14 protein-coding genes are annotated in these 13163 nt (G+C 72.7%); 3 read left to right on the forward strand and 11 right to left on the reverse strand.

Annotation, left to right across the window (positions count from 1 at the left end):
• Positions 1-38: 38 nt before the first annotated feature.
• Positions 39-533, reverse strand: a complete 495-nt coding sequence (locus J2X63_RS02735; RefSeq protein WP_309973641.1) for a hypothetical protein — start codon at positions 531-533, stop codon at positions 39-41.
• Positions 534-663: 130 nt separating this feature from the next.
• Positions 664-1119 carry an SRPBCC domain-containing protein gene (locus J2X63_RS02740; RefSeq protein WP_309973643.1) on the reverse strand — a complete coding sequence of 152 codons (456 nt, stop codon included), beginning with the start codon at positions 1117-1119 and terminating at the stop codon, positions 664-666.
• Positions 1120-1224: 105 nt separating this feature from the next.
• Here J2X63_RS02740 and J2X63_RS02745 point away from each other — a divergent pair, with 105 nt between their 5' ends.
• From J2X63_RS02745 to J2X63_RS02755, 3 genes are all read left to right on the forward strand, one after another.
• Entirely contained in the window at positions 1225-2151 is a 927-nt protein-coding gene (locus tag J2X63_RS02745) for a helix-turn-helix domain-containing protein (RefSeq protein ID WP_309973645.1), read from the forward strand.
• 109 nt (positions 2152-2260) lie between these two features.
• Entirely contained in the window at positions 2261-3496 is a 1236-nt protein-coding gene (gene ligD / locus J2X63_RS02750; RefSeq protein WP_309973647.1) for a non-homologous end-joining DNA ligase, read from the forward strand.
• The gene (locus J2X63_RS02755) at positions 3493-4341 is read left to right on the forward strand and encodes an aminoglycoside phosphotransferase family protein (protein ID WP_309973649.1); all 849 of its coding nucleotides are present in this window, start codon (positions 3493-3495) and stop codon (positions 4339-4341) included. The genes ligD and J2X63_RS02755 overlap by 4 nt, the downstream gene beginning before the upstream one ends.
• Before the next feature lie 40 nt (positions 4342-4381).
• Here J2X63_RS02755 and menC read toward each other — a convergent pair whose 3' ends face one another.
• From menC to J2X63_RS02800, 9 genes are read right to left on the reverse strand one after another with little or no spacing between them, the layout of a single operon-like run.
• Positions 4382-5650: an o-succinylbenzoate synthase gene (gene menC / locus J2X63_RS02760; protein ID WP_309973651.1), complete on the reverse strand. Its 1269-nt coding sequence runs from the start codon at positions 5648-5650 to the stop codon at positions 4382-4384.
• Complete coding sequence (locus J2X63_RS02765; protein ID WP_309973653.1) at positions 5647-6468, reverse strand: hypothetical protein; 822 nt, start codon at positions 6466-6468, stop codon at positions 5647-5649. Before J2X63_RS02765 ends, menC begins: the two co-directional genes overlap by 4 nt.
• Positions 6465-7739, reverse strand: a complete 1275-nt coding sequence (locus J2X63_RS02770; protein ID WP_309973656.1) for a saccharopine dehydrogenase C-terminal domain-containing protein — start codon at positions 7737-7739, stop codon at positions 6465-6467. The genes J2X63_RS02765 and J2X63_RS02770 overlap by 4 nt, the downstream gene beginning before the upstream one ends.
• Before the next feature lie 45 nt (positions 7740-7784).
• Complete coding sequence (gene pucL, locus J2X63_RS02775; protein WP_309973658.1) at positions 7785-8702, reverse strand: factor-independent urate hydroxylase; 918 nt, start codon at positions 8700-8702, stop codon at positions 7785-7787.
• A 3-nt stretch (positions 8703-8705) separates the two neighbouring features.
• Positions 8706-9047 (reverse strand): hydroxyisourate hydrolase, encoded by a 342-nt coding sequence (uraH, locus tag J2X63_RS02780; protein ID WP_309973660.1) that lies wholly within the window; start codon positions 9045-9047, stop codon positions 8706-8708.
• Positions 9044-9538, reverse strand: coding sequence for a 2-oxo-4-hydroxy-4-carboxy-5-ureidoimidazoline decarboxylase (gene uraD, locus J2X63_RS02785; protein WP_309973662.1), 495 nt, complete (start codon positions 9536-9538; stop codon positions 9044-9046). Before uraD ends, uraH begins: the two co-directional genes overlap by 4 nt.
• The gene (gene allB / locus J2X63_RS02790) at positions 9528-10946 is read right to left on the reverse strand and encodes an allantoinase AllB (RefSeq protein ID WP_309973665.1); all 1419 of its coding nucleotides are present in this window, start codon (positions 10944-10946) and stop codon (positions 9528-9530) included. Before allB ends, uraD begins: the two co-directional genes overlap by 11 nt.
• 8 nt (positions 10947-10954) lie before the next feature.
• Entirely contained in the window at positions 10955-11800 is an 846-nt protein-coding gene (locus J2X63_RS02795; RefSeq protein ID WP_309973667.1) for a bifunctional allantoicase/(S)-ureidoglycine aminohydrolase, read from the reverse strand.
• A gap of 41 nt (positions 11801-11841) precedes the next feature.
• The gene (locus J2X63_RS02800; protein ID WP_396133140.1) at positions 11842-13161 is read right to left on the reverse strand and encodes a DUF6986 family protein; all 1320 of its coding nucleotides are present in this window, start codon (positions 13159-13161) and stop codon (positions 11842-11844) included.
• Positions 13162-13163 lie beyond the last annotated feature (2 nt).

The following is a 13163-nucleotide window of genomic DNA, read 5'->3' on the forward strand; positions in this document are numbered from 1 at the left end:
GTTCCGCCTCGCGGCCCACCATCGCCGTGGGACCTCGGCTAGAGCTTCATCGTCGGCTTCAGCCTGAGCGGACGCGGCTTGGTGATGCCGAGGTGCTTCATGCGCACCGCCGAATTCAGGTACAGGAACGCGAGCACGGCGAACTGGAGTGCGCTGCTGACGAAGATCGTCGCCCCACCATCGCCCATCGCCTGATACGCGTCGACGCCAGCGGCCGCGAGGACGAGCCCGAGCACGCCGAAGACGGTCAGCACGGCGAACAGGATGCCGAGACGCCGGCTCAGTGCGGGCCAGGCCGTCATGCGCCACCAGGCCCGGGGCGGCTCGACCGGCTCGTCGCTGCCCCGGAAGATCCGCACCGCGAGGGCGAACGGCACGAACGTCGTCAGCGCATTGGCCACCTCGACCACGACCGCCGACGTACCGATCGACCGGAGCAGGTCTGCCACGACGAAGCCGACGATCCACGCAACCACGATGTAGAGGGTCTTCAGCTCCCAGCGCACGATCCTGAGGTCGAGCAGTCGCCGCATCGTCGTCCTCTCGCCGGTGAGGACACGCTACTGCGATTCGGCGCCGGAGGACCGTCACCACCCTCGCCGAGATGACGCGATTCGTCGTCCGCGGCGCCCCGGAAGGGCGATCCGCGTCATCTCGATGCCGTCAGGAGGTCATCGGGATGGCCTCGCCCGTCTCGATCCACGACTTGAGACTCGACAGCACTCGCGGCCAGGTCTCGGCCGTCTCGGCCTGCGCCGGATGCCCCTCGCTCCACTCGTCGTTCGTGAAGGTCAGCCTCGTGAGCCCGATGCCGGCCTGCTCGAGCCGCCAGGTCATGCGGCTCGTGAGCTCGGCGTGGTTCTCGCGATAGATGGGGCCGGGGTGCTCGGTGAGCTGCAGCACGACGCCCGGGTCGGCCTCGAGCACGTCGCCGTAGACGTGCACGACCTCGGTGCCGCCCTCGCCCGGGCCGACGTACTCGTAGGTGCCGCCGGGCTCGAGCCCGCCGCGGAGCACCGAGCCGAACATCACGGCCCGGCTGCCCTCGTCGCCGACGATCGCCTCCCAGACGACGAGCGGGTCGGCCTTGATGTAGATGGTCATCTCGAAGTCCTGCATGGTGTCCTCCCTGGACGGACGGTTCCGATGCCTTCGACGCTACGCATGCGGCATCCGCGACGCTTGTCGAAACGCGACATCGGTGGTGCCCGCGATACTGGGCCCATGACGACGTCCGACGCGTACTGGCGATCCCGGGCAGGCGCCTCGGCCGTCAAGGGCGTGCTCGCGACGACCGACGCTCCGGGCATCGCGCCGCTCGCGGCGCACGCCGATGCGCAGGTCGAGGCGCGGGCCCCGGTGCGACTCGCCCGGTACGTCGTCGACCCCACCCTCGTCGACCTGGTGCGACACGTCTGGGTGCCCAGGTGGCAGCTGCCGCCGGGCGCGGTCGTCGAGCAGGGCGTGCTCGACTACCCCTCGGCGAACCTCGTGATCGAGGCGGATGCCGCTGGGCTGCACGGTCCCGAAGCGGGGCGTTCGCATCGCCGGCTCGAGGCCACGGGCTGGGCGTTCGGGGTCCTGTTGCAGCCCGGGGTCGCACGGCTGCTGACGCGCGGACCGGTGCGCGCGCTGCTCGGCGGCTCGGTGCCGCTCGACGAGCTGCGGGTGACGGATGCCGCGGGGCTGGCCCACGACGTGCGCATCGCCCTCGAGGCCGGCGACGACGCGGCGGGCGTCGCGGTGTTCGAGCGGTGGCTCGCGCGGCAGCACCTCGTGCTCGGCGAGGACGCCAGGCTCGTGCGGCACGTCGTCGAGCTCGCCGAGCACGATCGCGGCATCCTCCGCGCCGAAGACCTGGCCCGCGCGAGCGGTCTCGGCCTGCGCACGCTGCAGCGGCTCGTGCGCGAGCAGCTCGGCCTGACGCCCAAGTGGCTCATCCGTCGCTACCGCATGCAGGAGGCCGCGGCGGCGCTGGCCGCGCCTGGCGCTCCCGCACTCGCGGACCTCGCGGCCGACCTCGGCTTCGCCGACCAGGCGCACCTGACCCGGGAGTTCCGCGCGGTGATCGGCGAGACGCCGCGACGGTACGGGCTCGCCGCGGCGGCGGCCGCGGCATCCGTCGCCTCCCGCCCGTCGTCACGCGCGTGACGTGGCGCGAATCGACCCCGGCGACGCAGCGAAGGTCGATTCGCGTCATCTCGCGGCAATCGCGGGCAGCCACCTGCCATTCGGCGACGGGCCGTCCTAGGGTGAAGGCGTGAGTCCCGCCAAGGACGATGCCGAGCTCCTCGAGATCGATGGTCGCGAGGTGCGCATCAGCAGCCCCGACAAGGTGGTGTTCCCCGAGCCGGGGCTCACCAAGCTCGACCTGGTCCGCTACTACCTGGGCGTCGCCGACGGCGCGCTGCGCGGCGCGGCCGGGCGCCCGATGGTGCTGAAGCGCTTCGTGAAGGGCATCTCGCAGGAGGCGTTCTTCCAGAAGCGCGCGCCCGAGAAACGCCCCGACTGGATCGACACGGCGACCCTGCACTACGCGTCGGGCAACTCCGCCGAGGAGGTCGTGGTACGGGATGCCGCGGCGCTGGCGTGGGTCGTGAACCTCGGCTGCATCGACCTCAACCCCCATCCCGTGCGCGCCGAGGACCTCGAGCACCCCGACGAGCTGCGGGTCGACCTCGACCCGATGCCGGGCGTCGACTGGTCGCAGATCGTCGACGTCGCGATGGTCGTGCGCGAGGTGCTCGCCGACCACGGGCTCGTCGGGTGGCCGAAGACGTCGGGGTCGCGCGGCATGCACATCAACGTGCGGATCGAGCCCGAGTGGACCTTCCGCGAGGTGCGGCTCGCCGCCGAGACGCTCGCTCGTGAGACCGAGCTGCGTGCGCCCGGACTGGCGACGGCGCGGTGGTGGAAGGAGGAGCGCGGCGAGAGCGTCTTCGTCGACTTCAACCAGAACGCGAAGGACCGCACCGTCGCCTCGGCGTACTCGATCAGGCCGCTGCCCGACGCGCGCGTGTCGACCCCTCTCGACTGGGATGAGGTGCGCGACAGCCACCCCGAGCGCTTCACCGTCGCGACCGTGCTGCAGCGCTTCGCGGATCGCGGCGACCCTGCCGCGGGCATCGATGACGCGGTCGGACGACTCGACGGGCTCCTGCAGCTCGCCGAGGAGCTCGGCCCCGCGGAGAAGCCGCCGAAGTCGTCGGACGGGTCTGGCCGGCGCCAATCGACGATGCCGCTCATCGAGGTCGCCCGGACCAAGACCAAGCCCGAGGCGATGGACGCCCTCGAACGGTGGAAGGCGAAGCATCCCGACGTCGTACCGATGTTGGAGCCGGCCGACGTGCTCGTCGACGGCATGCGCGGATCGAGCTCGCTCTGGTACCGCATCAGGGTGAACCTGCAGCACGTGCCCGAGTCGAAGCGGCCGCACCAGGAGGCGCTCGAGGCCGAGTACGACCCGTGGGCCGGCAAGGAGTGGAACCGGTCGTGAGCGACCTCGGCCCGGTCGACCCCGGACACGCCGGGGAGGCCGCGTGGTTGCGACGCTGGCGCGTGCGCCCCGACGGCGACCCCGTCACCACGGCGTCGAGCACGCTCACGCCCGTGCGCACGGAGGACGGCACGCCTGCGGTGCTCAAGGTCGCCCACGTCGACGAGGAGGTGCGCGGCGCCGACCTGCTCGCCGCACTCGACGGGCACGGGGTGGCTCGGGTGCTCGAGCGCAATGGCGCGGCGGTGCTCCTCGAGCGGGCCACGGGGCCGCGTGACCTCGTCACCATGGTCGAGTCGGGGCACGACGACGAAGCCACGCGGATCATCTGCGACGCCGCAGGGCGCATCCACGCGGCATCCGCCGACGTGCTGGACGCCGACGAGCCGCCCGAGCTGCTCGACCTTCCGACCTGGTTCCGCCACCTGTTCTCGCACGGTGGCGAACTCGGTGCCTTCCATCGGCGTGGCGCCGACATCGCCGGGCGGCTCCTCGCCGACCCGCGCGACCCGGTCGTGCTGCACGGCGACCTCCATCACGGCAACGTGCTCGACTTCGGCGAGCGCGGCTGGCTCGCCATCGACCCCAAGGGGCTCCTGGGCGATGCGGAGTTCGACGTCTGCAACCTGCTCTGCAACCCGTCGCACGAACGCGCGCTCGCCCCCGGCCGGCTCGAGCGGCAGTTCGGCGTCGTCGTGGCGTCGACGGGGTTCCAGCCGGGACGGCTCGCGGACTGGCTCGTCGCCTGGTGCGCGCTCTCGTCGACGTGGTTCGCCATCGACGACGACCCGCGCCTGGCGGCGTCGGCGTCGGCGATCGGTGAGGTCGCGCTCACGCTGCGGTGAGCCGCGTGTCGCGTCAGCGGCTGGACGTCTGCCGCTGGGGTCAGCGAGTGAGCACCACGGGCTCGCGCGTCGCCCAGGCGCGCACGAGGTCCTCGCGCACGGTCACGCCGGTGCCCGCGGCATCCGGAACCCGAAGCTGCCCGCGATGCTCGCCGGCAGGGTCGCCGAGCACGAACGGCTCGGTGAGGTCCTCGGCGAAGTATCGGCCTGACGCCGAGGTGTCGCCCGGCAGGGTGAAGCCCGGCAGCGCTGCGAGCGCGACGTTCGCCGCGCGACCGATCCCCGTCTCGAGCATGCCGCCGCACCACACCGGCACGTCGAGCGCGCGGCACGCGTCGTGCACGCGCAGTGCCTCGAGGTAGCCGCCCATGCGACCCGGCTTGATGTTCACCACGCTGGTCGCCCCGCGATCGATCGCATCGACGGCCGTCGTCACGTCGAGGATCGACTCGTCGAGGCACACGGGCGTCTCGCACGCCTCGGCGAGGCGCACGTGCGTGGCGAGGTCCTCCTCGGCGAACGGCTGCTCGATGAGCAGCAGGCCGAACGCGTCGAGCTCGGCGAGCAGTGGGATGTCGTCCGCCGTGTAGGCGGTGTTCGCGTCGACCTGCAGCAGCCCGGCGGGCCCGAGCAGCTCGCGCACGGCTCCCACGGGTACGAGGTCCCAGCCGGGCTTGATCTTGAGCTTGATGCGGCGGTAGCCCTCCTCGACGTAGCCGGTGACCTCGTCGAGCAGCTCCTCGAGGGTCGGCGCGATGCCGACCGACACGCCGCAGTCGACCCAGTCGCGGGTGGCGCCGAACAGCTCGCCCATCGAGCGGCCCTGCGCTCGCAGCTCCGCGTCGAGCACGGCCGCCTCGAGCGCCCCCTTCGCCATCCGGTGGCCCGCGACGAAGGCGAGCGTCGGGGCGACGGATGCCGTCAGCGGCACGGATGCCCCGCGCCGACCCGGCCCGTCGAGGCCGGCCGCGCCCGCGGCATCCGTCACCCGGCGCTGCGGCGTCTTCGCTGCAGCTGCGTGGATCTTCGCGCGCTCACCCTCGTCGAGCAGCGCGGGTGCGAGGTAGCGCTCGATGACGGATGCCGCACCGTCGACGTACTCGCCCGAGTAGAACGGGTCGCGGCCGGCGACGCACTCGCCCCAGCCTTCGCCGGCATCGGTGCGCACGTGCACGAGGAGCACCTCGCGCACCGTCTCGCGGCCGAACGAGGTCTCGAACGGGCGCACGAGCGGCACCTCGAGGCGATGCAGCTCGATGCGCTCGATGGTGGGGACGTCGCCGGTCGTGTCGCTCGTCGTGTCGCTCATGATGCCTCCCGGTCGGGGTCGTCGCGCGTGAAGACGTAGTCGCCGTTCGCATCGAGGTCGACGCGGAGGCCGGGGTCGGCCGCGAGCACCGCGAACGCCGCCCGGGATGCGTCGCGGAGCCGTGCGGCGGCGGCGGGGTCGGCGGCGCGAACCGCCTCGAAGTCGGCGACGAGCGGGAGGCCGCCCTCGGCACGCCACTCGGGAACTGCGCCGCCGACGAGCGCCCGCGCGGTGCGTGGCGCGTCCAGGCGCCACCGCACCTCGAACCGGTCGCTGCGGTCGCGGCCCGTGATCGCGTCGTCGAGCACGCCGTAGAAGTCGGGCCGGAACGCGACGACCTCGGCGCCGAGGCGCACGAGATTGAGGCGGGCGTTGCGGCGGATGAGCGGGTCGTACGTCCAGCGCATCTCACTGATCCCGTGCGCCAGGCACACCGCCCGCTGGCGGAGCTTGAGGGCGACGCCGATGCCGCGTCCGCGCGCCGACGGGTCGACGGCGTTCATGTGCGAGTGCAGGTGCAGGCCGCCCGCCCAGCCGAGGAACCCGAGCGTGGCGCCGATCGGTGGGTCCGCGGCATCCGCACCGCCCTGGCCGAGGTCGACGTCGACGGCGACGGCGACCAGCACGGTGTTGCCCGCGTGGTCGATCGCCTGGATGATCGAGCGGTCGGGTCCGCGGCCCTCTCCCCAGGTAGCCTCGAAGCGGGCGAGCACGCCGTCGAGCTCGTCGGGACGCGCCGGACGGGTGCGGATGCCGCTGCGGGCGTCCGCGGCATCCGCCATCGCCTGCGCCATCGCCGGTGCGTCAGCGGCGGTCACGCCAGTCGGTCCTCCATGCCCCACGCCTGGCCGTAGCCGCCGTCGGACTCGGGGCGGGCCATGACCTCGAGGAACGGCGCCGCGTCGAACGCCTCGGGGCCGAGCACGCCGGTGCCCGTCCACGCGCCGGTGGCGAGGAGCTCGAGCGCGATGACCGGGTTCAGCGCCGTCTGCCACACCACGCACTGCGCCTCGTACTCGGCCATCGTCCACTCGTTGTCGGACACGTGGTACAGGTACACCTCGCGCGGCGTCCCGTCGGTTCCCGTGCCCGTGACCCACAGCCCGGCGCAGGTCTTGCCGGTCATGCGGGGGCCGATCGTCGCCGGATCGGGCAGCGATGCCGCCACCACGTCGCGCGGCGCGACCTCGACCGGGCCGTTCGCCGAGCGCACCCGCACGGGCGTCGTCGAGTCGAGGCCGAGCAGGTGCAGGGTCTTCAGCACGGTGATGAACTCATCGCCGAGGCCGTACTTGAACGTGACCCGCTTCGCGTCGACCCAACGGGGCATGAGGAGCACCTCCTCGTGCTCGACGTTCACGCACTCGACCGGGCCGATGCCCTCGGGGAAGTCGAAGACCTCGGGCTCGCTGAACGGCGGCGTGGTGAACCAGCCCCCGTCCTCCTCCCAGATCACGGGCGGATTCAGGCACTCCTCGATCGTCGTCCAGATCGAGAACGACGGGGCGAAGATCTCGTTGCCCTCCTCATCGGTGACGACGAGGTTGGCGCCGTCGCGCACGCCGAGCTCGTCGATGTCGGAGAACAGGTGATCGGCGGCGTATCGGGCGAACACGTCGGACAGGCCCGGCTCCACGCCCATGCCGACGAGCGCGAGCCGGCCGGCGGCCTGCCAGTCGGGGGCCTGCGCGAACTGGTCGTCGCCGAGCTTCACCCCGGTCTGCGCGTAGGGGTCGGTCGGATGCGGCTCGGACAGGCTCATCGCCATGTCGAGGTAGTCGGCCCCGGCGGCCAGCGCGCCGGCGAAGATCGACGGCACGAACTTCGGCTCGACCGCGTTCATCACGTGCGTGGCGCGCATCTCGCGGGCGACGGATGCCACGACGTCGGGGTCGCTCGCGTCGATCCTGGTCGTGGCGAACCGGGCGGCCACCTCATCGCCATGCCGCTCGCGGATCCACTCCACGGTGCGCTCCGCCCGCGATTCGTCGTAGTCGCTCACGACGAGGAGCTCGAAGAAGTCGCGACGAGCCGCGATCTTCGCGATGGCATCTCCGACGCCTCCGGCGCCGACGAGGAGGATCCGCATCCCCCGACGCTATCGCGGGCCGGGTGCCCAGTCGATGCCGCACCGTCAGCAGAACGCGCCGACCGCGTCCCAGGCGACGGCCGGGCTGTCGACTCCCTCGCGCACCACGGCGGCCTCGATCAGGCCGTACGGGCGGTCTGCGGCGAAGAACACCTCGTTGGGGTTGTCGAGCCCGAACGGCGAGAGGTCGACGAGGAAGTGGTGCTTGTTCGGCATCGAGAAACGGATCTCGGCGATCTCGGCCTGGCCCTCGAGCACCCGACGGCCCATCTCGAAGAGGGTCGCCTGCAGTCCCGGCGAGTAGCCGTCGGCGAACGCCTCGAGCAACTGGCCCCGCACCGACGCGTACACGGCGTCGTAGTCGACCTCGGCCCGGGCGGCCCCTCCGTCGGTGCCATAGCGCCACCGGGCGGTGACCTCGGTCGCGAGGATGCGGTCGGTCGTCTCGGGGAGCGTCGTGTAGCGGTCCTTCGGGTACCCCGCGAAGCCCGAGTCCGTGCTCTTCAGCACCGTCAGCCCCCGTAGGCCGCCGAGCACGTGGCGGTCGGCGCCGTCGGCGATGACGAGCGCCGTGCGCACCTCGCGCCCCGAGCGCACGAACCCGTGATCGTGCTCCGCGGACCCCGTGCGGATGCGCTCCCACTCGAAGCGCTCGGCCTCCCACCGTCCTCCGCGGACCCACTCGAAGGTGCCGGTGAAGTGGTCGGCGAGCCGCAGCAGGAACGTCTCGGGCGCCCCGATGCCGTCGCGGGCGAACGCGAAGATCGTGTTCTTCTGCGTGTCGGTCGGCACGACGTGGTCGTTGTCGCCGGCGAGGTGTGCCGCCGTGAAGTCGCCACGCAGCTGCGAGGTCACGTTCAGGTCGTCGATCTCGTGCCGGGCGGTGTCGCGGGTGAGCTTCACGACGCGCACCTCCGCCTTGCCGTACTGGTTGGCGCCGAGGACGATCGCGGACTCGGTCATGGCTCAGCTCCCTCGGTAGGTGGAGTAGGCGAACGGGCTCAGCAGGAGCGGCACATGGACGTGCCGGCCATCGTCGGTGACGATGAAGGTGATGATCGCCTCGGGGTAGAACGTCACCGCGTTCCTCGCCCGGAAGTAGGCCCCGGTGTCGAAGCGCAGACGGTACTCGCCGGCGGGCAGGTCGTCGCCGCCGAGGCGCATGATGCGGCCGTCGGCGTCGGTCGTGCCGGCGTCGAGCTGCCGCCAGCCGTTGCCCTCGCGACCGGCGAGCTCGACGTGCATGCCCTGGGCAGGTACGCCCGTCGACGAGTCGAGCACGTGGGTGGTGATCCGGGAGGTGGTCATGCGAGGAGTCCCTTCAGTCGGAGCACGGCGATCTGGCGCAGCTGGTCGGCGACGACCGGTTCCTCCTCGGCCGGCGTGTGCGCAAGCCGCTGGGTGAGCGCGGCCAGGATGTCGGAGGCCGAGCGGCCCGCGGCCCGGATGAGGAACACCCGTCCGAACTTCTGCTCGTACGCCCGGTTGCCGTGGGCGAGCTCGTCCGCCACCCGGGCGTCGGCCGGGTCGACGCCGGACTGCTCGGACCGCGACATCGCCGCCTCGGCGCCGGTGCCGGCCGGACGCTCGCCGATTCGGGGGTGGTGCGCGAGCGCGCCGTCCACCTCCCGGGCGGTGAACGGCGATGCGGCGTGTGCAGCCGCGTCGAGCAGGTCCTCGACCGACGCGTACGGCCGGCCGTCGGCGAGCTCGGCGCACCAGCGTGACACGTCGACGCACGGGCGCAGCCACGCGATCGCCTCGTCGCGATCGGCGGCGTTGAACTCCTCAAGCCTCATCGCCTGCACCCTGCGATTCTGCCCGCCGCAGCAGTCGCCCGCGCGGAACCGTGCGGTCGACGGGCGAGCCCGTGAGCCACGTGCGCCGGACGACGCCGTGCAGCTCGCGTCCGTCGTAGGGCGTGATCGGATGCCGGTGCTCGAGCGCCGCGGCATCCACGGTGTACCGCTCGTCGGGCGCGAACACCACGAGGTCGGCGTCGCGGCCCACGGCGATCGCGCCCTTGGCCCAGAGGCCGACCCGGCGTGCGGGCGCCGCCGACATCCACTCGACGACGCGGGCGAGCGGGATGCCGCGGCGTCGGGCTTCCGTCCACACGAGGCCGAGCCCGAGCTGCAGCGACGCGATGCCGCCCCACGCCTCGGTGAAGTCGCCGTCGCCGGCGAACTTCAGCTCGGCGGGCGCCGGCGAGTGGTCGGAGACGATGAAGTCGATGACGCCCTCCTCGAGTCCGCACCACAGCGCATCGCGGTTCGCGGCATCCCGGATCGGTGGGCAGCACTTGAACGCGGTGGCGCCCGCCGGCACCTCCTCGGCCGTGAGCGTGAGGTAGTGCGGGCATGTCTCGACGGTGAGGGGCACGCCGTCGGCCTTGGCTCCGGCGATGAGCCCGAGCGCGCTCGCCGCGCTGAGGTGGAGGATGTGCGCCCGCGCACCCGTGCGCGATGACGCCTCGATGACCGCGGCGATGGCGGCGTGCTCGGCCGTCGCGGGACGCGACGCCAGGAAGTCCGCGTAGTCGCGGCCGTGCGAGTGTGGCAGCGCGTGCGCCGCCGCGCCGATCACCGCGGCGTCCTCCGCGTGCACGATGAGCAGCGAATCGGCCGCCGCGACGACGCGCATGGCCGCCTCCATCTCGCGGGCCGACACGGGCGGGAACTCGTCGACGCCCGAGTCGACGAGGAAGCACTTGAACCCGAACACGCCCTCGGCCACGAGCGGTTCGAGGTCGGCGAGGTTGCCGGGCACGACCCCGCCCCAGAAGCCCACGTCGACGAAGACGCGTCCGCGCGCCGCCGCCCGCTTGGCCGCCAGGGCCGCGACCGACGTCGTCGGCGGGATGCTGTTGAGCGGCATGTCGATGATCGTCGTGACGCCCCCGGCGGCGGCCGCCCGGGTCGCCGACGTGAAGCCCTCCCACTCGGTGCGGCCCGGCTCGTTCACGTGCACGTGCGTGTCGACGAGCCCGGGCATGAGCACCTCGTCATCGGCGAGCCGCACCACCTCCGCCGCGTCCCGCCCGAGGGCCGCCCCGAGCGGGGCGACGGCAAGGATCCGACCGTCGCGCACGCCGACCTCGGCGGGTGCGAACACGCCGTCCACGAGCACGCGCCCGCCTTCGAGCACGAGATCCAGGGGCCCGGATGCCGCGACGGGGCCGGATGCCGCAGCGGCCGTCCGCGGCATCCGCTCGCTCATCCCCATCGGCTGGCCGTGCGGCCGGCGGCCAGGCCGGTCAGCCGCACCTGCCGGTTGACGTCCTTGTAGAGCAGGTATCGGAACGGCCCGGGCCCGCCCGCGTAGCAGGCCTGCGGGCAGAACGCCCGGAGCCACATGAAGTCGCCGGCCTCGACCTCGACCCAGTCGCCGTTCAGGCGGTACACACCCTTGCCCTCGAGCACGAACAGCCCGTGCTCCATGACGTGCGTCTCGGCGAAGGGGATCACCCCACCCGGCTGGAAGGTCACGATGTTGACGTGCATGTCGTGCGCGAGGTCGTCGGGGTCGACGAACCGCGTCGTCGACCAGGCGCCGTTCGTGCCGGGCATCTCCTGCGGCGGCACGTCGGCGTCGCTCGTGACGAACGACGTCACCTCGTGGCCCTCGAGCGGCTCGTACGCCTTTCGGATCCACTGGAAGCTCGTGAACTCAGAGCCCTCGTTGGCGATCGCCCAGCTCGCCCCCGGCGCGAGGTAGGCGTAGCCGCCCGCCTCGAGCACGTGCTGGTCGCCCTCGAGCTCGAGCGTGAGCTCGCCCGCGGTCACGAACACGACGCCCTCGACCCCCTCCTCCCGCTCGGGCCAGTCGGCGCCGCCGCCCGGGCCGATCTCGACGATGAGCTGCGAGAACGTCGTCGCGAACCCGGCGATCGGCCGGGCGAGGATCCACGCGCGGGTGTTCGTGAACCCCGGCAGGTTGCTCGTGACGATGTCGCGCAGCACGCCCTTCGGGATGACCGTGTACGCCTCCGTCACGATCGCGCGATCGGTGAGCAGCTCGGTCTGCTCGGGCAGCCCGCCCTGCGGGGTGTAGTAGCTCATGGGACCTCCTCGTCCGTCGCCGCGGGGGCCGCGGCATCCGCTCAGCTCGTGGTGCTCGACGGGCTCGTCGGGCTCGTCGGGCTCGTCGGGCTCGTCGCGCCCGTGGCTCGGCGCGGGTGGGCGAGCGCCACGAGCGCCGTCTCGTCGAGGCCGGTGTCGGCTGCGACCTCGCCGGGCAGGATCGCCCCGCAGCGCACGCCGCGCAGCACGAACCCGGCGAGCGCGCGCACCGTCGCCGGCTCGTCGAGCACGGCACCGCCGGCCGTGCTCGCCTCGCCGGTCGCGTTCCGCAGGCGAGCGGACGCCTCGGCGTACCCCTCGCGGTAGAACGCGTAGGTGGCGATGAACCGCGTTGGCAGCTGGTGCGGGTGCAGGTCCCACCCCTGTGGGAACCCGCGCTCGAGCGAGCGGCGCACGAGCCGGGCGTGCAGCCGCCACGCCTCGTTGGTGCCGGCGCCGACGGGCAGCACGTTCGTCGACCCGTCCGAGAGCCGGATCCCCGTGCCGGCGACGGCGATCTGCATGAGGCCCTTCGCGAGGTCGGCGGCGGGATGCTCCATCGACTGGTACCTCGCCGCGATGCCGAGCGCGGCGCTGTAGTCGTAGGTGCCGTAGTGCAGCCCGCTGATGCGCCCGGGCACGGCGGTCGCGAGCTGGGCGAGTGGCGACCGTCCGTCGGCACCGAGCACGACCTGCGGGGTCTCGACCTGCACCTCGAACCGGAGCCTGCCGTCGGCGAGTCCGTGCGCGCGTTCGAGGGCGGCCGCGGCATCCGCCATCGCCTCGACCTGTGCGACGGTCGACACCTTCGGCAGCGTGAGCGCGAGCCCGTCGGGCAGTCCGCCGTGCTCCAGGAGGGCGGTCACGAACAGGTCGAGCGTGCGGATGCCGCGGGCACGCGTCGCGGCTTCGAGCGACTTGATCCGGATGCCGACGAACGGCGGGGCGAACCCGGCGCCCTCGGCGGCGATGATGCGCTTCGCTGCGCGGACGGCGTCGGCGTCCTCGACGTCGTCGCCGCGGTCGCCGTACCCGTCCTCGAAGTCGACCCGGAGGTCTTCGATGGGTTCGAGCACGAGCTTCTGCTCGACCCCGGAGGCGACGGCCGCGGCGGTCGCGTCGTCGAGGCCGACCGCGACCGCGACCGCCTCGACCCCGCCGGCCCCGTCGACGGCCGCCAGCGCGTCGCGTCCCCACAGCGCCGGCAGCTCGGGCGTGTACCGGTCGGCGGGCACGTAGACGGTGTGCACCGGCTGGCGCGAGCCGTCGTCACCGGGATAGGCCGTGGCGAGGAGCCGGTCGGTCGCGGCGAGCCGGGCGTCGATCGCGGCGAGGGTGACGGCCGAGAGGGCGGTGCGCACGC

The sequence above is a fragment of the Agromyces sp. 3263 genome (assembly GCF_031456545.1).
GTDB lineage: Bacteria > Actinomycetota > Actinomycetes > Actinomycetales > Microbacteriaceae > Agromyces.